We start from the raw sequence: 22,242 nt of genomic DNA on the forward strand, positions 1-22,242 counted from the left end.
CATATGAACTGGCTGCTGGACCTCACTCCCGACGAATGGAATGCGGTCCGGCTGTCGATCAAGGTGGCGACGGTGGCGATGATCGCCAGTCTGCCGCCCGGCATCCTGATCGCGCTGGTCCTGGCCCGGGGGCGGTTCTGGGGCAAGACCTTGCTCAACGGGCTGGTGCATTTGCCGCTGATCCTGCCGCCGGTGGTGACCGGTTATCTGCTGCTGCTCACCTTCGGCCGGCGCGGGCCGGCCGGCGCCTTCCTCGCCGAGCATTTCGGCATCGTCTTTTCCTTCCGCTGGACGGGGGCAGCACTTGCCTGCGCGGTGATGGGTTTTCCACTGATGGTGCGGGCGATCCGGTTGTCGATCGAGGCGGTCGACCGCAAGATGGAGGCGGCCGCCGGCACGCTCGGCGCCAACCCGATCTGGGTGTTTGCCACAATCACGCTGCCGCTGATCCTGCCCGGCCTGATCGCCGGCGCGATCCTGTCCTTCGCCAAGGCGATGGGCGAGTTCGGCGCGACCATTACTTTCGTCTCCAACATCCCCAACGAGACGCAGACGCTGCCCTCGGCGATCTACACCTTCACGCAGGTGCCGGGCGGCGATCCCGGAGCGCTGCGCCTGACGCTGATTTCGATCGTCATCTCGATGGTGGCGCTGGTGGCCTCCGAGGTTCTGGCGCGCCGGATCGGCCAGCGGATGGACATCGAATGACGCTCTCGGTGGACGTCAGTCATCGTCTCGGCGATTTCGCCATCGAGGCGAGTTTCGAAAGCGCCGGCCGGCTGACGGCGCTGTTCGGGCCTTCGGGCTCGGGCAAGTCGACGCTGATCAATGTGATCGCCGGGCTGATCCGGCCGCGGAAAGGGCGGATCGCGGTGGACGGGCGCGTGCTGGTCGACACCGCCGCCGGCATCTTCGTGCCGATGCACAGGCGACGGATCGGCATGGTGTTCCAGGATGCGCGGCTCTTCCCGCATTTGAGCGTCGCCGGCAATCTGCGCTATGGCCGCTGGTTCACGCCGGTTGCCGAGCGCTACGCCAGTATGGATGCGGTGGTCGAACTCCTTGGCATCGGTCCCATGCTCGACCGGCGGCCGGCGAAATTGTCGGGTGGCGAAAAGCAGCGCGTGGCGATCGGCCGCGCGCTTCTTGCCAGCCCGAAACTGCTTTTGATGGACGAGCCGCTTGCCTCGCTCGACGAGGCGCGAAAGGCCGAAATCCTGCCCTATATCGAGCGGCTGCGCGATGAGACGAAGATCCCGATCGCCTATGTCAGCCATTCCGTCGCCGAGGTGGCGCGGCTGGCGACCGACGTGGCGGTGCTGTCCCAAGGCAAGATCGCGGCTTTCGGCCCGACCGAGGCGATCATGCAGCGGCTCGACCTCTTGCCGGCGGAGGAGCGCGGCGAGGGCGGCGCGGTGCTCGACACCAGGGTTTTGCGTCACGACGAGGCTTTCGGCATGACTGTGCTCGGCTCGCCGGCCGGCGAGATCCGCGTGCCGCGCGTTTCACGCCCGGCGGGAGCTCTGGTGCGGCTCCGCATCCGCGCCCGCGATGTCATGATCGCGACCGAACAGCCGTCGGGTCTTAGCGCGCTCAACATATTGCCGGGCAAAATCGCCGCGGTCAGGCCGGGCGTCGGGCCTACGGTGGAGATCGCCATCGACTGCAACGGAGCAACGGTGCTGGCGCGCGTCACCGAACAGTCGAAGCAGAGCCTTCGGCTCGCGCTCGGCCGCGAGGTCTTCGCGGTGATCAAGACGGTGAGCTTTGACAGCGCGACGACAGGTGCTGGGCTGCCGGTGGAGGCCGATGGTTGACGAAAGGGCAATATCGCTATGTTGGTTTGGAATAGCGATGTGCGGCGGAGAGGGTAATCTCGACATGATCGCAGAGGACAAAGGATGCCATCGCTGAGCCTGCGGATAAATCTCGACCCTGACGGACGAATTGGTCCGGGCAAGATCGAATTGTTGGAGCAGATCGCCGCTTTCGGCTCGATTTCGGCCGCGGCGCGCGGCATGGAGATGTCCTACAAGCATGCCTGGGACCTGGTCGAGGACATGAACCGGGTGTTCGGCAAGCCGCTGGTGGCGGCGCAGACCGGCGGCCGAAAAGGCGGCGGCGCGCAATTGACCGCCGTGGGTCTCGCCGTCGTCAGCCGTTTCAGAGCGATCGAGCGCGCGGCGGCTTCAGCGGCGGCCGTCCATATGCAGGCTTTGCAGGCCGAGATCGACGCCGGTTGATTGGGCCTGTAAGGGGCCTATTCCCCCGGCTCCCCGGGCTTGCGGAGCAAATAGGTGTCCATGATCCAGCCCTTTTTGCGCCGGGCTTCCTCTCGGACCTTCTCGATTTCGGCGCCGACATCGCCGAGGCGGCCGGAAAGGATGATCTCGTCCGGCGTGCCGAGATAGGCACCCCACTGGATGAAAACATCCTGGTCGGCCAGCGTGTTGAAGGCGCACTTGCCGTCCAGCATGACAACTGTGCTCCCGGCATTCGCGGGCAGGCCTTCCTCAGTCAGCCGGCGGCCGGTGGTGACCAGGATCGAATCGCCGATGCGGTTGAGCGCGGTCGCGTGGGCGGCGGCAAGCGCCTGGATCGCGGTGATGCCCGGAATGACCTCGAGCTCGAAACCGACATTGCCCCTCAGGCGCACGCGCTCCAGAATGCGCAGCGCGCTGTCGTAGAGCGAGGGGTCGCCCCAGATCAGGAATGCGCCGCAGCCGTCCTCGGCAAGCTCGTTGCCGATCAGCCCTTCATAGATTTCGGCGATCGCCTCGTGCCAGTCGTCGACGGTCACGCGATAGGACGATGTCGGCTCGGCCCGAACCGGGACGTCGAATTCGACGCGGCGCGACTTCGGGTTTGTGACGAAGTGGTCGCAGATCTGCCGACGGACCTCCGCAAGGTCGTTCTTTCTCGCGCCTTTGTCGGGAACGAACAGCACGTCGGCCCGGTTCAGGCCGTTGATGGCCTGTACGGTCATGTGGTCGGGATTGCCGGCGCCGATGCCGATGACGAGAAGCTTGCGCATAGGCGTCCTCCTGCCCGATCGGGCGGCCGGTGTCCAGACGGGGGCAGGCAGGCACGCGGGAACGCAAAACTCGGCCGGTCGGCAGAAACGCTGAACGCCTCTAGCTACTTCTCCTGGAATTGCTCTAGATGGAAGCGCATCCGCATGATCCCGGTCATGCCGTCGAGAGGGGAGCCATGACACGCATTATCCTGACCGCAGCGCTGGCATTCTCGGTTGCACCGGCCTTCGCCAACGATTCCGTTGCCGAGCTTGGCACCGGCGGGCTGATGCTGTCGCGCAGCGATGCGGTTGCCATGGAAAGCGAGGATCTCTTCATCTCGCCGGAAAAGGTGACCGTCGACTACGTTTTCCGCAACACTACCGACAAGGACGTCAGCGCGATCGTCGCCTTCCCGATGCCGGACATCGAAGGCGACCCGAACGAGATGCCGGCGATCCCGGAAGCGCAGAGCGACAATTTCCTCGGCTTCGAGGTGACGATCGACGGCGTCGACGCCAACCCGCAGCTCGAACAAAAGGCGTTCGCGCTGGGCATCGACATCACCGCGGAACTCAAGGCGCGCGACGTGCCGCTCTATCCGTTCGGCGACGCCGCCAAAGCGGCGCTGGCAAAGCTGCCCAAGAACGTCGCGGAGGATTGGGAAGATCGCGGCATCATCATCGAAGACACCGCCGATAACGGTTCGGGCATGCAAACCGCCTACGCGCCGTTCTGGCAATTGCGCTCGACCTATTGGTGGCGCTCCACCTTCCCGGCCAACAAGCAAGTCCATGTCTCGCACCGCTACAAGCCGAGCGTCGGCGGCACGTCATCGGTCAGCTTCTATTACGACGGCAAGTTCCAGGGGCAGTACGACACTTACAAGACCCGCTACTGCATGGACGGCGCGTTCGAGAACGCTGTGCGCAAGGCAGCGAACGAAAATCCCGACGGCTATCCCAAATATTTCGAGAGCCGCATCGCCTATGTCCTGACCACCGGCGGCAACTGGGCGTCCGGCAGTATCGGCAACTTCAAGCTTACCATCGACAAGGGCAGCCCAAAGAATCTGGTCTCCTTCTGCGGCGACAATGTCCGCAAGGTGGGTCCGACGACGTTCGAGATGACGGCCAAGGATTTTTATCCGGAGCACGATATCGGCATCTTGCTGCTCGAGCCATCGGACAATAGCGGGAACGGCGGCTGATGGACATCGCGATCTACGTCGCCATTGCCGAGAACGGCGTGATCGGACGCAAAGGGGGGCTGCCGTGGCGGCTTTCCAGCGACCTGAAACGCTTCAAGGCCGATACGATGGGCAAGCCGATCATCATGGGCCGCAAGACCTATGAGGGTATCGGCCGGCCGCTGCCCGGCAGGCTCAACATCGTGGTGACGCGAGCCAGAGACTGGCGATCCGAGGGCACCGAAGTCGCCCATTCGCTCGACGAGGCGATCACGCTGGCCAAGGTGCGCGGCCGCTGCATGGCAGGTGCCGAGGAGATCTGCGTCGTCGGAGGCGGCGAGATCTATGCCCAGGCCCTGCCGCTGGCCGATCGTCTCCACGTCACGCATGTGCTGGCCCCGGTCGATGGCGACGCTCATTTTCCGCCGATTGACCCGGCGATCTGGCGGATCGTCCGATCCGAGGATTTTCCGGCGGGCGAAAAGGACAGCCACGCGACACGCTATACCGTTTACGAGCGCCGCGGCGACGGTCACTGACGAGGACAAAGGGTCGCTGACGGCTCAAATCGCAGGCGCGCGTAGCGGATCGCGTTGAAAGCGCGTCACGGCGTCCCTATAGAAGAACGAGGGTACAGCGCCACGCTTCCAACCGGACGCGCAAGAAGGTCGCCGTAAAACTTTGATTTGGCGCATGATTCCTTTCGGAAAACCGATATCGGTTTTCGAGGTCATGCGCTAGGATCGCGCCGCAAGGCCTGAGGGAACCGAAGCGAAAGGACATTCATGCCCTGGAACGACAAGAGCGGTGGCGGCGGCCCATGGGGCGGCGGCGGCAATCAGGGGCCCTGGGGACAAGGACCGAAAGGCCCGAGCGGCCCGCCCGGGTCGCCTCCCGATCTCGAGGACATCATCCGCCGCGGCCAGGACAGGCTGCGGCGCGCCCTTCCGGGAGGCGGCGGCGCTAGCCCGGCCGTCCTCGGGCTGATCGCGCTCGCGCTTGTCGTGCTTTGGGCTTTCAAGGCCATCTATACCGTGCAGCCTGACGAGGTCGCGGTCGAATTGCGCTTCGGCAAGCCGAAGGCCGAGCTCTCGCAGCCAGGCCTGCATTTCCACTGGTGGCCGATCGAAACGGTCGAAACGGCAAAGATTTCCGAGCAGCTCGTCAGCATCGGCGGCGGGGCGAGCAGCGGCTCCGGGCTGATGCTCTCCGGCGACCAGAACATCGTCAATGTGCAGTTCTCGGTCGCCTACCAGGTTTCCGATCCAAGGGCCTATCTGTTCGACGTCTCCGATCCCGACGGCATGCTGACGCAGGTGGCCGAAAGCGCCATGCGCGAGGTCGTCGGCCGGCGCCCCGCGCAGGATATTTTCCGCGACGATCGCCAGGGTATTGCCACATCGGTGCGTGAGATCATCCAAAACACGCTCGACGGTTACAAGACGGGTCTGCAAGTCAACGCAATCTCCATCGAGGACGCCGCCCCGCCGCGCGAGGTCGCCGATGCTTTCGACGAGGTGCAGCGCGCCGAGCAGGACGAGGACAAGTTCGTCGAGCAGGCCAATCAATATTCCAACCAGAAGCTCGGCCAAGCGCGCGGCGAGGCGGCCCAGATCCGCGAAGATGCCGCCGCCTACAAGAACCGGGTCGTGCAGGAAGCCGAAGGTGAGGCCCAGCGCTTCATCTCCGTTTACAACGAATACGCCAAAGCGCCCGACGTGACGCGCAAGCGCCTTTACCTGGAAACAATGGAGAGGATCCTGAAGGACTCGAACAAGGTCGTCGTCGAGCAGGGCAACGGGCAGGGCGTGCTTCCTTACCTGCCGCTGCCGGCACTGCAGCCCAAGGCGCCGCCAGCGCCTGCGCTGGGAGGTAACCAGTGATGGCCAACCGTCTTCCCATCATCGCGGTCATCGCGGCCGTCCTTCTGTTCCTGCTCTATTCGTCGGTGTTCGTCGTCAAGGCGGGCGAGCAGGCGATCGTGCTGAGGTTCGGCGAGATCATCGACGTCAAGACCGAGCCGGGCATCTATTTCAAGGCGCCATTCGCCTTCTTCGATGCCGACAGCGTTCAGACGATCGAGAAAAAAGTGATGCGCTTCGACCTCGACAATATCCGCGTTCAGGTCTCCGGCGGCAAGTTCTACGAGGTCGACGCCTTCATCGCCTACCGCATTTCGGATCCGCGCACGTTCCGCGCGGCGGTATCGGGGCAGGTGGAACTCGCCGAAGCCCGGCTGAAGACGCGTCTCGATGCGGCGCTGCGCCGCGTCTATGGTCTGCGCGATTTCGAGGCGGCACTTTCCGAAGAACGCGGCGTCATGATGCGCGAGGTGCGTGACCAACTGCGTCCGGACGCGACGTCGCTCGGCCTCGACATCGAAGATGTGCGCATCCGCCGGACGGATCTGACCGCCGAAGTATCGCAGCAGACCTACGATCGCATGAAAGCCGAACGCTTGGCGGAAGCCGAGCGGCTGAGAGCTCGCGGCAACGAGGCGGCGCAGCGTATCAAAGCCAGGGCCGACCGCGAGGTCGTCGAGATCATCGCCGAGGCGCAGAAGGAATCGGAGATCCTGCGCGGCGAGGGCGAGGCGCAGCGCAGCGCCACCTTTGCTGAAGCCTATAAGCGGGACCCGGGCTTCTTCGATTTCTATCGCTCGATGAATGCTTACGGCACGGCCTTGGACAGCACCGGAACCACCATGGTGCTGTCGCCCGACTCCGAGTTCTTCCGCTTCTTCCGCGATCCGGAAAGCAAGCCCGAGCCCGGACAGCCGGCGGCATCGCAGCCCGCGCCCGCGACGCCGGCAGTCCCGGCCACGCAACCCGGCAGCGCCCAGTAGCGGACGGTGCAGGATTTCCTCGCGGCCATCGGCCTGGTCCTCGTCATCGAGGGCCTGGTCTATGGCGGGTTTCCGGCTCTGGCCAGGAAACTGGCGGCGGAGGTGCTGTCGTTGCCGGAGAATGTGCTGCGGATCGCCGGATTGGCTGCAATCGCCATCGGCGTCGCCATCGTCTGGCTGGTTCGCGGCTGATGAAATTCCTTGGTGCCGAGGCGATTGACGATTTATCTTCCGCCGATAGCTATAGCCGCAAACGCGCCTTATTTCTTGCCAACATGAATTGGACGGGCGCCTTTGCGGAAGCGCCTTTCTTTTTCAAAAACGCCGGGAGGCCACGATGATATCCGACACCCTGTTGCGCGCGGCGCGGCGCAGGTTTTTCGCCGGCGCCACCGCATTCGTCGTCGGCATCATTGCCGTCCCGTCCTTCGTCACGCCCACGATCGCCTCCGACGCGCCGCCTTCCGTCGCCGACCTCGCCGAACGCCTGCTCGGCGCGGTGGTCAACATCTCGACCTCGCAAACCGTCAAAGGCACGGAAGGCCCCGGTGCGGTGCCGATGCCGCAGCTTCCGGAAGGCTCGCCCTTCCAGGACTTTTTCGATGACTTCTTCAAGAACCGTGGCGGCGACAAGGGCGGCGGGCAGAAGGTGCAGTCGCTTGGCTCCGGCTTCGTCATCGATGCCGAGCAGGGCATCGTGGTGACCAACAATCACGTCATCGCCGATGCCGACGACATCGAGGTCAATTTCTCCGACGGCGTGACGCTGAAGGCGACGCTTGTCGGCACTGATACAAAGACCGACGTCGCGTTGCTGAAGGTCGATCCGAAGGGCCACAAATTGACGGCGGTGAAGTTCGGCGATTCCACCAAGATGCGCGTCGGCGACTGGGTGATGGCGATCGGCAATCCGTTCGGTCTTGGCGGCACGGTCACGGTCGGCATCGTCTCGGCGCGCAACCGCGACATCAATTCCGGCCCTTATGACGATTTCATCCAGACCGACGCCGCCATCAATCGCGGCAATTCCGGCGGTCCGCTGTTCAACAGCAGTGGCGAGGTCATCGGCATCAACACGGCGATCATCTCGCCCTCGGGCGGCTCGATCGGCATCGGCTTTTCCATTCCCTCGCAGCTCGCCGCGGGCGTCGTCGATCAGCTTCGCCAGTTCGGCGAAACGCGGCGCGGCTGGCTTGGCGTGCGCATCCAGCCAGTGACGGACGACATCGCCGAAAGCCTCGGCATGGCGACGGCCAAGGGCGCGCTGGTGGCCGGCGTCATCAAGGGCGGACCGGTCGACAACGGCACGGTTCAAGCCGGCGACGTCATTATCAAATTCGACGGCAAGGACATCCACGAAATGCGCGACCTGCCGCGCGTCGTCGCCGAAAGCCCGGTCGGCAAGGCGGTCGACGTCGTCATCGTGCGCAAGGGCGTCGAGCAGACAGTGAAGGTGACGCTCGGCCGGCTCGAGGACGGCGAGAAGCTGGCCAGCGGCGAGAACGGCAGTACCGGCGAGGACAAGGGCGACAAGGCGGCTCCTGTGTCGACGGCTTCGGTGCTCGGCATGACCGTTGGCGAGCTCAACGAGCAGAACAGACAGAAATTCGGCATCGCGGCCGATGTGTCGGGCGTGGTCATCACCGACGTCGCCAAGGATTCGGCCGCCGCCGAACGCGGCATCCAGCCCGGCGAGGTGATCACCGAGATCGCGCAGGAATCGGTCGGCACGCCAAAGGATGTCATGGACCGGATCGGCGCGCTGAAGGAGCAGGGCCGCAAGAACGCGCTGCTGATGCTCGCCTCGAAATCCGGCGAGTTGCGCTTCGTGACGATCCGGATGGACTGATTCCGGAGAGCCCGAACGGGTTGATTTGCAAGAATGGGCGGCTAGCGGGCCGCCCTTTTTCGCGCCTGCCAGTCGTCGCGCGACAGCCGGTACAGCGAATGCCGCTTAAGATGAGGGTGGCTGTCCGGCACGGCGGGATGGTCGAAATCGGCGCCCGGGTCGGCGCGCATGCCGAGCCGCTTCATGACGGCGATCGAGCGATGGTTTTCCGCGACGGCAAAGGAGACGATTTCGTCCAGCTCCAGCGTTTCGAAACCGAAGGCGAGCCAGGCTTCGGATGCCTCGGTGACATAGCCCTTGCGCCAGTACTCCGGTGCCAGCCGCCAGCCGATCTCGATCGTGCCGGCCGGCAGCGAGGGCACATGATCGGTTTCGAGGAGGCCGACGAAGCCGATGCACTCGCCGGTGGCGGCGATCTCGGCCGCGGCGAAGCCGTAGCCATCCTCATCGATCCAGGCCCGGAGCTCGTCCATCTTTGCGTCCGCCGTGGCGCGGTCGCGGCGGAACGGAAAAAATTCCATCACGCGCTCGTCCGAGTTGATGCGATGGAAGAGCGCGCGGTCGCGCTGTTCCCAATTGCGCAGGATGAGGCGCTCGGTGCGGATCGGCTTCATTGCACGAATTCTCCCTGGCGATAGCCCTGGAGGTAAAGCAGCGCGGTCAGATCGCCGTGGTCGATGCGGATCCTTGCCTGTTCCGCCACCGCCGGCTTGGCGTGCAGCGCGACGCCGGTGCCGGCAAGGCGGATCATGTCGAGGTCGTTGGCGCCGTCGCCAACGGCAACCGCATCCTGCGTCGTCACGCCCAGCCTTGCCGCGATGTCGAGCAGCGCCTCGGCCTTGGCGGCGCGGCCGAGGATAGGCGCGGCCACCGTGCCGGTGAATCTGCCGCCGTCCTCGATCAGCCGGTTGGCGCGGTTCTCCTGGAAGCCCAGCATTGCGGCGATGCGGTTGGTGAAGACGTCGAAGCCGCCTGAGACCAGAGCCGTCCAGGCGCCGTTGGCACGCATGGTCTGCACCAGCGCGCGGCCGCCGGCGGCCAGCGTCAGCCGGTTGGCGATGATGCGCTCGACCACCGCCGTGTCGAGGCCCTTCAGCAAGGCGACGCGTTCGCGTAAGGCCGGCTCGAATGCGATCTCGCCATTCATCGACCGCGCGGTGATCGCAGCGACACGGTCCTTGACGCCAATCTCGTCGGCGAGCTCGTCGATGCATTCCTGATCGATCATGGTCGAATCCATATCGGCAAGCAGGATCTTCTTCCTCCTGCCTTCAGCCGGCTGGACGATGATGTCGACCGGCTCGGAGGCCAATGCCGCGCGCAGATTGGCCGTCAATTCGCCGATGTCGGGCGTCTCCGGCAAAACCAGATCGCAGGCGACATGCTCGGCCAGCCAATGAACGGCGCTTGCGCCTGCCGCTCGCGAAGCGATATTCGCAAGCGGGACCGACACTCGGCGGTCTTTGGGATTGGACACAAGCGTGGCGATCAGAGGCATCGAAAATTCCGGCAGGCAGGCGGGCGAAGGCCGCGTGAAAAACGCCATCCTGATAGCGGGGCCGACCGCCAGCGGCAAGTCGGCGCTGGCGCTGGACATCGCCGAGCGCAAGGGCGGCGTCATCGTCAACACCGATTCCATGCAGGGCTATTCGGTTCTTGACGTCCTGACGGCGCGTCCGAGCGCGGCCGAAACGGCGCGCGTGCCGCATTATCTCTACGGCCACGTGCATCCTTCGACAGCCTACTCGACCGGCGCCTGGCTGCGCGACGTCACCGGGCTGATCGCGGAAGGTATTTTGTCCGGCCGGCCGGCTGTCTTCGTCGGCGGCACCGGGCTCTATTTCCGCGCTTTAGCCGAAGGCATCTCGGACATGCCCGACATTCCACCTTCGGTGCGTGAGCGCTGGCGCTACGAACTCAAGGAACAAGGGGCAGAACGGCTGCACCTCATATTGATGCATCAGGACTCGGCTGTCGCCATGCAGATCCGGCCGACCGACGGCCAGCGCATTGTGCGGGCGCTGGAGGTGCTCGACGCGTCGGGACGGTCGATCCTTGAATGGCAGGCGGCACGCGGCCAGCCGCTCATCGACCGCGACAGCGCAGGCTTCCTCGTGATCGAGCCGGATCGCGGCGAACTGGTGGCGCGTATCGGGGCGCGTTTTGATCAAATGCTCGACAAGGGCGCGCTCGACGAGGTCAGGCAGCTGATGGCGCTCGACCTCGATCCGAACCTGCCGGCGATGAAGGCGATCGGCGTGCGCGAGCTGCAGGCCGCGATGGCCGGACACATGGGCTTTCCCGAAGCGATTGAGCGAGCCAAGATCGCCACGCGCCAATATGCCAAGCGGCAGACGACCTGGTTCAAATACCAACTGGGACCGGAGTGGCAAAGGTTACGCCCGGGCGAGAAATGGTCAATCCTGGACTGATAGAATGCGATTTGATCAGGGGCTTGGAATTGTAAGCGCAGCTTCCCGTCACGGTTGTCCGGGTTAACCGTCCGTAAGGCCGGGCATGCCATAACGGCGACGGTCGCAGTACCGCGGGGCGTTATGCGTTTTCACAAGGCGGAATCCGCGTTTTTCGTCTTTATCTTCGTGATCCTGGCCGCCGGCCTGGTGACCTTTCACGCCTATGGCCAATTGCAGGATATCGCGACCGCTCTCGACACCGCATCGCGTCTCGACAGAATCGCCTATCTCAACAAATTGCTGTTCGTGACCGGTGCGCTGCTGGCTGCTGCCTTGTTCTTCGGAACCTTCTTCATCTACCCGCTGATCCGCGGCCAGGTGAGGGAAGAGGGCAAGTTGCGCGCCATGACGGTGTCGCTGAGCGCCCGTTCGCAAACGCTTGAGCACGCAGCGCTCACCGACGGCCTGACCGGAATGCAGAACCGCCGCTACTTCGATGACGCGCTGCGGGAATATCTCGACGAGTTCGGCCGCATCGATAAGCCGGTGGGCCTGATGATCCTCGATCTCGATCATTTCAAGCAGGTCAACGACACGCATGGCCACGATGTCGGCGACGAGGTTCTGCGGTCCGTCGCGCAGTGCGTACGCGGCATGACCCGCTATCACGATGTGGTGGCGAGGCTGGGCGGCGAGGAGTTCGCCGTGGTCACGCCCAACATGGATGCGGAACTGCTCGCGCGGTTCGCCGAGCGCATCCGCAAGGCGATCGCCAATCTGTCGATCATGTCGGGCAATGTGCGGCTGAAGGTCACCACCAGCGTCGGCCTCGCCGTCTGGGACCGCAAGGAGAGTGCCGAGGACTTCTATCGTCGCGCCGACCGGCAGCTCTACGAGGCGAAGAAGCAGGGCCGCAACCGCGTCTGCGCCTGAAATTCCATGATCAAATTCTTGACGCTGGCCGCCTGGAGCCGCTTTCTGCGCTTCTACCCGCCGCGTGTTCCTTATGATCCTTTCCGAAAAGCGTTCTCGATTTCGGGGTCATGCGCGTGCTCACGGACTATATGTCCGCTCCGCTCGGGTCCTCGAAAGCGACTCCAGTCGACTCAGCCTGACGAATTTCCTGATCGAACTTGCCCATGCCTGTTGGCGTAGCCGTTCCTGGCACTCTTAGCGAGTCGGCGCGAAGATGCAGAGCGATCAATCGTTCTGCTGGCGCATGCCGAAGGTCGAGGGCCTCAGGCCGTAACGCATGTCGAAATCGTCGTCCGGCTGTACGCGCGGCGCCGATGGCTTGCGGTAATCGGGGTCGCCAGCCTGGCGCCCGGTATCGACGGCCTCGGCGAACGCGATCGACTGCTGCGGTTTCGGCACGTTGCGCAGACGCTCGACAATTCCGGCGAGATCGACATCGTCGCCGGCTTCCGCGGGCAAGGCCTGCTCCCGCTTCGCAGTGCCGGGAATGAATTCCTGGGACAGTTTCTCGAATTTGAGCCGCATTGTCGTCGCCACGCCTTCGCCGAAGGCAATGGCTTCGCGCTGGCCCATGGAGGACAGGAACGCCAGCGTCGAGGCCGAGGAATCGGCGATCGCCGAGCGGATGATCGCCTGGTCCTGCTCGTTGGCGAGCCGCATGGCGAAGAAAGTCGAGCATTGCGACAGGATGGTCGGATCGAGCTCGCCTGGACGCTGGGTCACAACGCCGAGATAGCAGCCATATTTGCGGCCTTCCTTGGCGATGCGCGACAAAGCGTGCCTGGTCGGCGCGAAGCCGAGGCGCGGATCGGCAGGCATGTAGCGGTGCGCTTCCTCGCAAAGCAGGAGCAGCCGCAGCCGGCCCTCGCTCCAGAGTGCAAGGTCGAAGGCGAGGCGCGCCAGCACCGAGCAGACCGAATTGACGACTTCGGACGGCATGCCCGCCATCTCGAAGCAGGTCACCGGACGTCCATGGTTCGGCACGCGGAAGATGTTGCCGATCGTCTCGTGGATGGTGTCTTCGATCAGCCGCGAATTGAACATGAAACGGTAGCGCGGGTCGGAAGCGGCCGATTCGATGCGCGTCCTCAGCGACTTCAGTGTCGGCCGATCGTTCTTGCTTTCGAGCAGACCCATGCGCTCGTCGATCTGCTTGAGCAGATCGGCGATGCGGTAAGGCACCGGCGTGTCCGCCGTCAGCGCATCGCTGCCGCGCCTGATATACGAGCCGGAGCTCGGGTTGCGATAGAGGTTCTTGGCGGCCGGGATGAGGTCGCGCAGGACGTCGACTTCCTCCGGAACGGTCTCGCGACCGCGAAACAGAACTTCGGCGAATTCTTCCAGTCTGAACATCCAGAACGGCAGGTCGAGCGTCTTGGAATCGACCTTCACGCAGTATTCCGGAAGCGAGGCGGCAAACTCGTTGTGCGGGTCGAGGATCAGCACGCGCAGATCGGGCCGCGCCTCGATCGATTTGCGCAACAGCAGCGAGACAGCCGTGGATTTGCCGACGCCGGTCGTGCCGACAATGGCGAAATGGCGCGCCAGCGTGTCGTCGACAGCGATGTTGGCGTCGATCGCCTCGTCCTGGGACAGCGTGCCGATGGTGATCGAATGGCGGCCGGCGAGATCGTAGACGGCCTGCAGGTCGCGGCTGCGGATACGGTGGGCAACCGCGCCGATATGCGGATAGGTGGTGATGCCGCGGTCGAAGACCGGTTTGGCGCCGGGCTCGGCGCCGTCGCGCACCTCGCCGATCAGTTCGATGCTGACCTCGATTGCGTTCTGGCCCTCATTGCTCCAGGCGCGGTCAGACTTGCCGATCGCATAGACAAGGCCAACGGTTCGCGTCGCGCCAAGGTTGATGGAAATCATCTTGCCGACGGTCCATAGGCCGGTCACCGTGCCTTCGGCATCCTCGGCATAGGCGCTGATGGTAGCGCGCGCACCGTCGCATTGCACGACGTTGCCCAGGATGCGCTTGTCGCTCTGCTGGGCGTCGCGGCGCTCCTGCGAGGTCGGCTCCCCAACGGAGGCTTCGCGTTCAACAAACATCGTTACCTGTCCCATTCCCCTCGGGTCAAAGCTATCCCAATCGGGGTTAAAGCCGCGTGAGGTCGGATGGTGTAGGGCCCGTTAAACCACTCGCGAAAATGCGATCGACCAGCCTCTTCCTTCATCCCGAAATTTCGATATATTGGATGAATGACTGTTATATCGAACGACATCACGTCCACGATCGGCAGGCGGATACGCTCCGAGCGTGATTTGCGGGGATGGTCGCTGGCCGAGTTGGCCGAGCGTTCCGACGTTTCCAAGGCGATGCTGAGCGCCATGGAGCGCGGCATGACAAGTCCGACCGCGGCGCTCCTCGTGCGCATTGCGTCGGCTTTCGGCATGACGCTCTCGACGCTGATTGCCCGCGCCGAAATGCAGGGCGGCAGTGTGTCCCGCAAGGACGAGCAGCCGGTCTGGCAGGATCCGGCGACCGGCTATGTGCGACGGCATTTGTCGCCGGCAACGCAAATGCCGCTCGAACTGATCCGGGTCAGCCTGCCGGCAGGCGCCAAGGTCGAATTCCCGGCAGCGTCCTATGCCTTCATCAAGCAGCAGATCTGGCTGATCGGCGGCCGCCTGGACTTCACAGAAGGCAATGTCGTGCACAGGCTGGAGCCGGGCGACTGCCTGGCGCTCGGAGCCCCGTCGGACTGCACCTTCCACGCTCCGGGACCGGAAGCCGCCGAGTATCTGGTGGCGCTGGTCCGGGGCTGATCGCATGGCACGCCGGCCTGAACGGTCCCACAATGGCGGGCCGCCTCTCGACGACTACGAAGGTCCGCCCTGGGGCAAGGGCGACCCCTACATCTTTCTTGCCTGGCGCACCGCCCACGACAAAGCCTGGAAGGCGCCGAGCCACGCCGTCATGCTGATGCGGCTGGAAAAGGCCGAGCGGCTTGGGCTCACTTATGAGGAATACACGCTCGAGATCCTGGAGCGCGGGCGGCACCTCAGCGAGGACGATGCCGAGCGTATCGCGGAAATCCGAAGGGCGCGCCGCCGAAGACGGAGCAGTCATTTCGGATGAGCGTGGCCCGACACCTCATCACCTGGAGACCACCGACATGGCCCCCCTTGAAATCAGGGCGTTGAACGACGACGCAAAGACCAGCGGAATGCTCGCCGACCTGCTGATCGAGACAGTCGCCGCCGGCGGATCGGTGAGCTTCATGCATCCCTTGTCTCCCGATGCGGCCCATGAGTTCTGGCGCAAATCGCTCGCTGCCGCGGCGCGCGGGGAACGGGCGCTGCTGGGCGCATGGGATGGCGAGATGCTTGTCGGCACTGTCACACTGCTTCTCGACTGCCCGCCCAACCAACCGCACCGCGCCGAGATCGCCAAGCTGATGACCCGCCTCGACTATCGCGGCAAAGGTATTGCCACCGGCCTGATGCGGGCCGCCGAGGAACTGGCGGTCAAGAAAGGGCGCACCCTGCTGGTGTTGGACACAGCAAGCGAAGAGGGGGCCGGCGGCCTTTACGAAAGACTCGGCTTCTCGCTGACCGGCGAGATTCCGGACTATGCGCTGAAACCGCATGGTGGCCTCACCGGCACGCTCATCTATTGGAAGCGGATAGGGGAGCCGGCCCGGGCGCTATCCTGAAATGCTGGCGAGACGCGACAAAAGCCAGCGGCGAAAATCCTGTTCGGCGCCGGACAGCCGCGATGACGATGGCCGCGTCAGGAAGTGACCCGATGGGCTCGAAAGCTCGAACTCGGAAAGCCTGACAAGGAGATTGGCCTTAAGCGCGGCCTCGATGAGCGGCCGCGAGCCGAGCAGCGCTCCGGCGCCGGACTTCGCCGCTTCCATCGCGGCGACAAAACTGTCGAAGCGATGCGAGCGTTGGGACTGTCCGGCCAGGCCGGAGGCTGCGAACCATTCTGCCCACATCTCGCGCGCGCCCGCCACCAAAAGCAGCGGCAGCGATGTCCATTCGGCATTTCCGGCCAAGGTCGGCGCCGCGACCGGAACGAGCCGCTCGACCGTCAACCGGTCGGCGTCGCGCCCGGAAAACGAACCGTTGCCGAAGCGGATGTCGAGCGTCGAGCCCGCCTCGTCGTAGTCCGTCGGCCGATGGATGGTCACCAGATCGAGCCTGATCCACGGCAGCGCCTTTGCGAGATCGGGAAGAGCCGGGACCAGCACGAGCAGCGCGAAAGAAATCGGAACGCGAATGGTGACGGTTTGCAAGACGCGTGGCTCGAACAACTCGCTCGTGCTGCTGCCGATGATCGCGAATGCCGACTGGATGTGGGGAAGATAGGCGGCGCCCTCCGGCGACAACGCCACGCCGCGTGCCAGCCGCGCGAACAGTCGCGTCTTGAGACGCTCTTCCAGAAAGCGGATGTGCTGGCTGACGGCGGCTTGCGTGAGCCCGAGCTCGGCGGCCGCGGCGGTGAAATTCGACAGGCGCGCAGCCGCTTCGAAACTGCGTAGCCAGTCGAGCGGAGGCATGAGATCGGCAGCTTTTCCAGTCATTAGATTTTTGGCGGCATTGGGTGAAAAACAATAATTTGAATTATGCCTTTGGCAAAGACAGCATGCACTCGATACCGCGGCGACGGCCCAAGAGGGGAGTTTCAGAAACATGCTGACGAGAGCAATCCTTGGCGACGAAGGGCGAACGATCGCGCTTGGCTGGGACGACGGAACACGCAGCCGATTCAATGCCATGTGGCTGCGCGACAACGCATTGGACGACAGGACGCGCAGCGCCGGCAACGGCCAGCGGCTGATCACCATCCTGGACATTCCGGCCGAGACACGGATCGGAGAGGCCACGATCAAGGGCGAGGCGCTGGTGGTCACGTTCGTGCCTGAAGACAAGACCGTCAGCTTTCCCGCGAGCTGGCTTCGTGGCCATACTTACGACCGTGAAGAAAATCGGCAGCCCGGCTGGACCGGCAGCGACATTCGGCGGTGGACCAAGGCCACGATGCAGAGTTCGGTGCCGCGCGCGGCCTATCTTGAGGCCAGGGAGGACAGGAATGTTCTGCGGCAATGGCTGACGGCGATGCGGAGCTTTGGCTTTGCCGTCATGGACGGTCTGCCGGCCGAATCCGGGGCATTATGCAACGTGGCCGATCTCTTCGGATATATCAGGGAGACCAATTACGGGCGCTGGTTCGAGGTGCGCGCCGAGGTCAATCCGAGCAATCTCGCCTACACCAATCTCGGCCTGCAGGCGCATACCGACAATCCCTACCGCGACCCGGTGCCGACGCTGCAGATCCTGGCCTGTATCGAGAATACGGTGGAAGGCGGCGAATCCAGCGTCGTCGACGGATTCGCGGTGGCGGCCGCGCTGCAGGCGGAGAATTCGAACGGCTTCCGGTTGCTTTCCTCCTATCCGGCACGCTTCGAATATGCCGGCTCATCGGGCGTGCGGCTGCAGTCCAAGCGCCCGATGATCGAGCTCGGACCGGATGGCGAGCTCATCTGCGTGCGCTTCAACAACCGTTCGCTGGCGCCGACCATCGACGTGCCGTTCGCCGAAATGGACGCATATTACGCTGCCTATCGCCGGTTCGCCGAACTGATCGAGGATCCGGCCTTCGAGGTGACCTTCAAGCTCGAGGCGGGCCAGTCGTTCATCGTCGACAACACGCGCGTCATGCATGCGCGCAAGGCCTTTTCCGGCAGCGGCACGCGCTGGCTGCAGGGCTGCTACGCCGACAAGGACGGCCTGCTGTCCACGCTGGCGGCAATCGAACACGATGTCAGAGAGGCGGCCGAATGAAATCGAATGAACTGAACACCGGCAACATCGTCGAGTTCATCGCCGACATTTTCGAGCGTCGCGGCGCGGAATCCTATCTCGGCGAGCCGGTCACCATGTCCGAGCATATGCTGCAGGGCGCGTGGCTAGCCGAGCAGGATGGCGCGCCGGAGGAGCTTGTGGCTGCGGCGCTGCTGCACGACATCGGCCACTACACCAGCGAGCTCGGCACCTATTCGCCCGACGACGTCGAGGACAAGCACCACGACGAGGCGGGTGGCGAGGTGCTGGCGCCGTTCTTTCCGCCGGTCATCGTCGAATGCGTCAGGCTGCATGTTGCGGCCAAGCGTTATCTCTGCGCCACCGATCCCTCCTACTTCGGCAAGCTGTCGCCGGCCTCGGTCCATACGCTGTCGCTGCAGGGCGGGCCGATGAGCGCGGAGGAGGTGGCGGAGTTCCGCAGCAATCCATTCCATCAGGAAGCCGTGCGTGTGCGCATCTGGGACGAGGGTGGCAAGGTCGCCAACATGAAGACGCGCGCCTTTCGCGACTACGTGCCGCTGCTGGAGCGGGTGGTGAAAAAGTTCGCGACCCAAAGCGCGACGTGATCACCGGCGCCGCCCCACCCGGCACACTTGCCGACAATAGTGCGCCGCCGAAGACTAGAGACGTTTTCTCGGCAACATCATGCGTCTCGACATACCCGGCAAAACGCGTTGGCGGTAACCAGGCAAGGGGTGTGGTGCTGGCGGCCTGAACAATCCGCGCCGCTGAACAATGGGACCGACAGATTGCCCGTTGACAGCGGCGCGGAACCGACCTTATTGTCCGCGCCCATGAAAACAGCACTCATTCTCGTAGGCTGGCGCGTGGGCAAGGCGGTGTAACCGCCGGGCGAAAACCTCCCATGCGCATCCCACAGGCTCCCTCGGGGGCCTTTTTTATTGCCCAAAACCCAACTAAACGACCAGCAAATCGCCAGATGGCGAACAGTACGGGACCAGACCGATGAGCAACGGACATAACGAGCGGCGCGAAATGACGGGCGCCGAAATGGTGGTGCAGGCGCTGAAGGACAACGGCGTCAAGCATGTCTTCGGCTATCCGGGCGGCGCGGTCCTTCCGATCTATGACGAGATCTTCCAGCAGGATGAGGTCGAGCACATTCTGGTCAGGCACGAGCAGGGTGCCGGCCATGCCGCCGAAGGTTATGCGCGTTCGACCGGCAAGGCCGGCGTGCTGCTGGTCACGTCCGGCCCCGGGGCCACCAATGCGGTGACGCCGCTGCAGGACGCGCTGATGGATTCCATTCCGCTGGTCTGTCTCACCGGTCAGGTGCCGACTTCGCTGATCGGCTCCGACGCCTTCCAGGAATGCGACACCGTCGGCATCACGCGCCCCTGCACCAAGCACAATTGGCTGGTGAAAGACGTCAACCAGCTCGCCGCCACCATCCATGAAGCCTTCCATGTCGCGACCACCGGGCGGCCGGGCCCGGTCGTGGTCGACATTCCGAAGGATGTGCAGTTCGCCAAGGGCATCTACGTGCCGCCGCAAACGGCGCCGCGCACCAGCTATCAGCCGAAGGTCCAGGGCGATCTGGAGAAGGTGAAGGCCGCCGTCGAATTGATGGCCGGCGCGAAGAGGCCGATCATCTACAGCGGCGGCGGCGTCATCAATTCAGGTCCGGAAGCCAGCCATCTGCTGCGCGAGCTGGTCGACCTCACCGGCTTCCCGATCACCTCGACGCTGATGGGCCTCGGTGCCTATCCGGCTTCGGGCAAGAACTGGATCGGCATGCTCGGCATGCATGGCACCTACGAAGCCAACATGGCCATGCATGATTGCGACGTGATGATCTGCATCGGCGCGCGCTTCGACGACCGCATCACCGGCCGGCTGACCGCGTTCTCGCCGAACTCGAAGAAGATCCATATCGACATCGATCCGTCCTCGATCAACAAGAATGTCCATGCCGACGTGCCGATCCTGGGCGATGTCGGCCGCGTGCTGGAGGATCTGGTGCGGCTGTGGCGGGCGACTGCCAAGGCCGACAAGAAGGCGCTCTATCCATGGTGGGAGCAGATCGCGAAATGGCGCGCGCGGGACTCGCTCGCCTATAGGATGAACAACGACGTGATCATGCCGCAATACGCGATCCAGCGGCTCTATGCGCTGACCAAGGATATGGACACCTACATCACCACCGAAGTCGGCCAGCACCAGATGTGGGCGGCGCAGCACTATCACTTCGACAAGCCTAACCGCTGGATGACCTCGGGCGGCCTGGGCACGATGGGATATGGCCTGCCGGCGGCGCTCGGCGTGCAGATCGCACATCCGAATGCGCTGGTCATCGACATCGCCGGCGACGCTTCGGTGCAGATGACGATGCAGGAGATGAGCTCGGCCGTGCAGTACGAAGCGCCGATCAAGATCTTCATCCTGAACAACCAGTATATGGGCATGGTGCGCCAGTGGCAGCAGCTGCTGCACGGCAACCGGCTGTCGCATTCCTACACCGAGGCGATGCCGGATTTCGTCAAGCTGGCGGACGCCTATGGCGGCCATGGCATACGCTGCGACAAGCCGGACGAGCTGGACGACGCGATCGGCGAGATGATCTCGGTGAAGAAGCCGGTGCTGTTCGACTGCCGCGTGGCGACTCTCGCCAACTGCTTCCCGATGATCCCGTCCGGCAAGGCGCATAACGAGATGCTCCTGCCTGACGAGGCGACCGACGAGGCGGTGGCCAACGCTATCGACGCCAAGGGCAGGGAACTGGTGTAGCGGCAGGCAGCGTCTGCGGCGGAAGCCGTGTGGAAACAGATAATTAGCGCCAAAGTTTGAAATCGAGATTCACGTCATGAACGCACAGCTCCAGCCGACCGGCTCCGCCTACTTCATCGCCAAGGAAACCGAAAAGCCGGAAACGCACACGCTTTCCGTGCTGGTCGACAACGAACCGGGCGTGCTTGCCCGCGTCATCGGCTTGTTCTCGGGGCGCGGTTATAACATCGAAAGCCTCACGGTGTCCGAGACCGAGCACGAGAAGCATTTGTCGCGCATCACCATCGTGACGCGCGGCACGCCGCATGTGCTGGAGCAGATCAAGCACCAGCTCGAGCGGATCGTGCCGGTGCACCGCGTGGTCGATCTCACCGTGCGCTCGCACGAACTCGGCCAGGAGCGGCCGCTGGAGCGCGAGCTTGCCCTCGTCAAGGTCGCCGGCGCCGGCGACGCCCGCGTCGAGGCGCTGCGGCTGGCCGATGCCTTCCGCGCGTCGGTCATCGACGCCAACACCGAGCATTTCATCTTCGAAATCACCGGCAAGGGTTCCAAGCTCGACCAGTTCATTGCCATCATGAAGCCGCTCGGCCTGGTCGAGATCTGCCGCACCGGTGTCGCAGCCATGAACCGCGGCCCGCAGGGGATGTAGGCTCGCCACCACCGCTCCGACTGCTTCAACTTCTCCTCGCTGGCCCGGCGGTCGACCCGTCCGTGGCTTTTGCGCACCTGCCGAAAAAGGACAATATAGCTGACCTATCCGGAGAGGATATGATGTCCGTCAACGCGTTCCTTGCACTCCTGCTCTATGCCTTCGTGACGTCGATCACGCCAGGGCCGAACAATCTGATGCTGCTGGCCTCGGGCGTCAATTTCGGCATCCTCAGAACGGTTCCGCATATGCTCGGCATCAGCATCGGTTTTCTGGTTCTGCTGCTCGCCGTCGGCTTCGGACTCGGCGCGGTGCTGACAGCGTTTCCGGTGCTGCATACGGCGCTGAAAATCGCCGGCGCCGCCTATTTGCTCTACCTTGCCTGGAAGATCGGCATGTCGCGCTCGATGGGTGGCAAGGGCGGGGCGGAGGCGCGGCCGATGCGCTTCATCGATGCCGCCGCGTTCCAATGGGTCAATCCGAAGGCGTGGGTGATGGCGATCACTGCCATGGCCGTCTACACCAATCCGGATCATCCGTTCGTCTCGGTGGCGCTGATTTCGATCGCCTTCACCATCGTCAACCTGCCCAGCGTTTCGGTGTGGGCCGGGTTCGGCACCGCGCTGCGCGGCTTCCTTTCGGATCCCGTGCGGCTGAAATGGTTCAACATAGGAATGGGTCTGCTGCTCGCAGCGACGCTCTGGCCGATGCTGCGTTAAGGGATCGCCACGGCACGTTA

The 22,242-nt window shown here is 63.9% G+C and carries 24 protein-coding genes; 19 read left to right on the forward strand and 5 right to left on the reverse strand.

What is annotated here, in order from left to right; genetic code table 11:
- Positions 1–3 precede the first annotated feature (3 nt).
- From modB to A9K71_RS04400, 3 genes are all read left to right on the forward strand, one after another.
- Positions 4–708, forward strand: a complete 705-nt coding sequence (gene modB / locus A9K71_RS04390) for a molybdate ABC transporter permease subunit (protein WP_066990891.1) — start codon at positions 4–6, stop codon at positions 706–708.
- Positions 705–1,817 carry a molybdenum ABC transporter ATP-binding protein gene (gene modC, locus A9K71_RS04395; RefSeq protein ID WP_066990894.1) on the forward strand — a complete coding sequence of 371 codons (1,113 nt, stop codon included), beginning with the start codon at positions 705–707 and terminating at the stop codon, positions 1,815–1,817. The genes modB and modC overlap by 4 nt, the downstream gene beginning before the upstream one ends.
- Positions 1,818–1,901: 84 nt before the next feature.
- Complete coding sequence (locus A9K71_RS04400) at positions 1,902–2,243, forward strand: winged helix-turn-helix domain-containing protein (RefSeq protein WP_066990897.1); 342 nt, start codon at positions 1,902–1,904, stop codon at positions 2,241–2,243.
- Positions 2,244–2,260: 17 nt separating this feature from the next.
- Here the strand turns inward: A9K71_RS04400 and cobF are convergent, their stop codons facing one another.
- On the reverse strand, positions 2,261–3,034 hold the full coding sequence (cobF, locus tag A9K71_RS04405; protein ID WP_066990899.1) for a precorrin-6A synthase (deacetylating): 774 nt from the start codon (positions 3,032–3,034) through the stop codon (positions 2,261–2,263).
- 176 nt (positions 3,035–3,210) lie between these two features.
- Here cobF and A9K71_RS04410 point away from each other — a divergent pair, with 176 nt between their 5' ends.
- The 6 genes from A9K71_RS04410 to A9K71_RS04435 all read left to right on the forward strand — a co-directional run bounded on the left by A9K71_RS04410 (position 3,211) and on the right by A9K71_RS04435 (position 8,897).
- Positions 3,211–4,224 carry a DUF4424 domain-containing protein gene (locus A9K71_RS04410; protein ID WP_066990997.1) on the forward strand — a complete coding sequence of 338 codons (1,014 nt, stop codon included), beginning with the start codon at positions 3,211–3,213 and terminating at the stop codon, positions 4,222–4,224.
- Complete coding sequence (locus A9K71_RS04415; RefSeq protein WP_066990903.1) at positions 4,224–4,742, forward strand: dihydrofolate reductase; 519 nt, start codon at positions 4,224–4,226, stop codon at positions 4,740–4,742. The genes A9K71_RS04410 and A9K71_RS04415 overlap by 1 nt, the downstream gene beginning before the upstream one ends.
- A gap of 246 nt (positions 4,743–4,988) precedes the next feature.
- Positions 4,989–6,086, forward strand: coding sequence for an FtsH protease activity modulator HflK (gene hflK / locus A9K71_RS04420; protein ID WP_066990906.1), 1,098 nt, complete (start codon positions 4,989–4,991; stop codon positions 6,084–6,086).
- Positions 6,086–7,048: a protease modulator HflC gene (locus A9K71_RS04425; RefSeq protein WP_066990909.1), complete on the forward strand. Its 963-nt coding sequence runs from the start codon at positions 6,086–6,088 to the stop codon at positions 7,046–7,048. The genes hflK and A9K71_RS04425 overlap by 1 nt, the downstream gene beginning before the upstream one ends.
- A gap of 6 nt (positions 7,049–7,054) precedes the next feature.
- Positions 7,055–7,240, forward strand: a complete 186-nt coding sequence (locus tag A9K71_RS04430) for a DUF2065 domain-containing protein (RefSeq protein WP_066990912.1) — start codon at positions 7,055–7,057, stop codon at positions 7,238–7,240.
- A gap of 145 nt (positions 7,241–7,385) precedes the next feature.
- Positions 7,386–8,897: a DegQ family serine endoprotease gene (locus A9K71_RS04435; RefSeq protein WP_066990915.1), complete on the forward strand. Its 1,512-nt coding sequence runs from the start codon at positions 7,386–7,388 to the stop codon at positions 8,895–8,897.
- 41 nt (positions 8,898–8,938) lie between these two features.
- On the opposite strand, the gene A9K71_RS04440 is transcribed toward A9K71_RS04435, so the two are convergent.
- Positions 8,939–9,511 carry a GNAT family N-acetyltransferase gene (locus tag A9K71_RS04440; RefSeq protein WP_066990918.1) on the reverse strand — a complete coding sequence of 191 codons (573 nt, stop codon included), beginning with the start codon at positions 9,509–9,511 and terminating at the stop codon, positions 8,939–8,941.
- Positions 9,508–10,395: a phosphoserine phosphatase SerB gene (gene serB, locus A9K71_RS04445; RefSeq protein WP_082980335.1), complete on the reverse strand. Its 888-nt coding sequence runs from the start codon at positions 10,393–10,395 to the stop codon at positions 9,508–9,510. Before serB ends, A9K71_RS04440 begins: the two co-directional genes overlap by 4 nt.
- Between serB and miaA the strand changes: the two genes are divergently transcribed.
- Complete coding sequence (gene miaA / locus A9K71_RS04450; protein WP_066991002.1) at positions 10,385–11,329, forward strand: tRNA (adenosine(37)-N6)-dimethylallyltransferase MiaA; 945 nt, start codon at positions 10,385–10,387, stop codon at positions 11,327–11,329. The two genes, serB and miaA, sit on opposite strands and share 11 nt — an antisense overlap.
- Positions 11,330–11,452: 123 nt before the next feature.
- Positions 11,453–12,244 (forward strand): GGDEF domain-containing protein, encoded by a 792-nt coding sequence (locus A9K71_RS04455; protein ID WP_066990920.1) that lies wholly within the window; start codon positions 11,453–11,455, stop codon positions 12,242–12,244.
- A 267-nt stretch (positions 12,245–12,511) separates the two neighbouring features.
- Here A9K71_RS04455 and A9K71_RS04460 read toward each other — a convergent pair whose 3' ends face one another.
- The gene (locus A9K71_RS04460; RefSeq protein ID WP_066990923.1) at positions 12,512–14,341 is read right to left on the reverse strand and encodes an ATP-binding protein; all 1,830 of its coding nucleotides are present in this window, start codon (positions 14,339–14,341) and stop codon (positions 12,512–12,514) included.
- 150 nt (positions 14,342–14,491) lie between these two features.
- On the opposite strand from A9K71_RS04460, the gene A9K71_RS04465 reads away from it, so the two are divergent.
- Genes A9K71_RS04465 through A9K71_RS04475 form a run of 3 tightly spaced genes read left to right on the forward strand, consistent with a single transcriptional unit; the run spans position 14,492 to position 15,948 of the window.
- Positions 14,492–15,058 (forward strand): XRE family transcriptional regulator, encoded by a 567-nt coding sequence (locus A9K71_RS04465; protein ID WP_066990926.1) that lies wholly within the window; start codon positions 14,492–14,494, stop codon positions 15,056–15,058.
- Between the two features lie 4 nt (positions 15,059–15,062).
- Positions 15,063–15,371: a hypothetical protein gene (locus tag A9K71_RS04470; RefSeq protein WP_066990929.1), complete on the forward strand. Its 309-nt coding sequence runs from the start codon at positions 15,063–15,065 to the stop codon at positions 15,369–15,371.
- Positions 15,372–15,408: 37 nt separating this feature from the next.
- Positions 15,409–15,948: a GNAT family N-acetyltransferase gene (locus tag A9K71_RS04475; protein ID WP_066990933.1), complete on the forward strand. Its 540-nt coding sequence runs from the start codon at positions 15,409–15,411 to the stop codon at positions 15,946–15,948.
- Here A9K71_RS04475 and A9K71_RS04480 read toward each other — a convergent pair.
- The gene (locus A9K71_RS04480) at positions 15,940–16,824 is read right to left on the reverse strand and encodes a LysR family transcriptional regulator (protein ID WP_066990936.1); all 885 of its coding nucleotides are present in this window, start codon (positions 16,822–16,824) and stop codon (positions 15,940–15,942) included. The two genes, A9K71_RS04475 and A9K71_RS04480, sit on opposite strands and share 9 nt — an antisense overlap.
- Before the next feature lie 109 nt (positions 16,825–16,933).
- Between A9K71_RS04480 and A9K71_RS04485 the strand changes: the two genes are divergently transcribed.
- The 5 genes from A9K71_RS04485 (at position 16,934) to A9K71_RS04505 (ending at position 22,222) form a co-directional block, all read left to right on the forward strand.
- A complete protein-coding gene (locus A9K71_RS04485) occupies positions 16,934–18,085 on the forward strand; it encodes a gamma-butyrobetaine dioxygenase (RefSeq protein ID WP_066990940.1) in 1,152 nt (383 codons plus the stop codon).
- Positions 18,082–18,672: an HD domain-containing protein gene (locus A9K71_RS04490; RefSeq protein WP_066990944.1), complete on the forward strand. Its 591-nt coding sequence runs from the start codon at positions 18,082–18,084 to the stop codon at positions 18,670–18,672. The genes A9K71_RS04485 and A9K71_RS04490 overlap by 4 nt, the downstream gene beginning before the upstream one ends.
- A gap of 400 nt (positions 18,673–19,072) precedes the next feature.
- On the forward strand, positions 19,073–20,854 hold the full coding sequence (locus tag A9K71_RS04495; RefSeq protein ID WP_082980329.1) for an acetolactate synthase 3 large subunit: 1,782 nt from the start codon (positions 19,073–19,075) through the stop codon (positions 20,852–20,854).
- Between the two features lie 76 nt (positions 20,855–20,930).
- Positions 20,931–21,503 (forward strand): acetolactate synthase small subunit, encoded by a 573-nt coding sequence (gene ilvN, locus A9K71_RS04500; protein ID WP_040969991.1) that lies wholly within the window; start codon positions 20,931–20,933, stop codon positions 21,501–21,503.
- A gap of 122 nt (positions 21,504–21,625) precedes the next feature.
- Positions 21,626–22,222, forward strand: coding sequence for a LysE family translocator (locus A9K71_RS04505; RefSeq protein WP_066991008.1), 597 nt, complete (start codon positions 21,626–21,628; stop codon positions 22,220–22,222).
- Positions 22,223–22,242 lie beyond the last annotated feature (20 nt).

This window comes from Mesorhizobium sp. WSM3873, from assembly GCF_001672445.1.
Classification (GTDB): domain Bacteria; phylum Pseudomonadota; class Alphaproteobacteria; order Rhizobiales; family Rhizobiaceae; genus Mesorhizobium.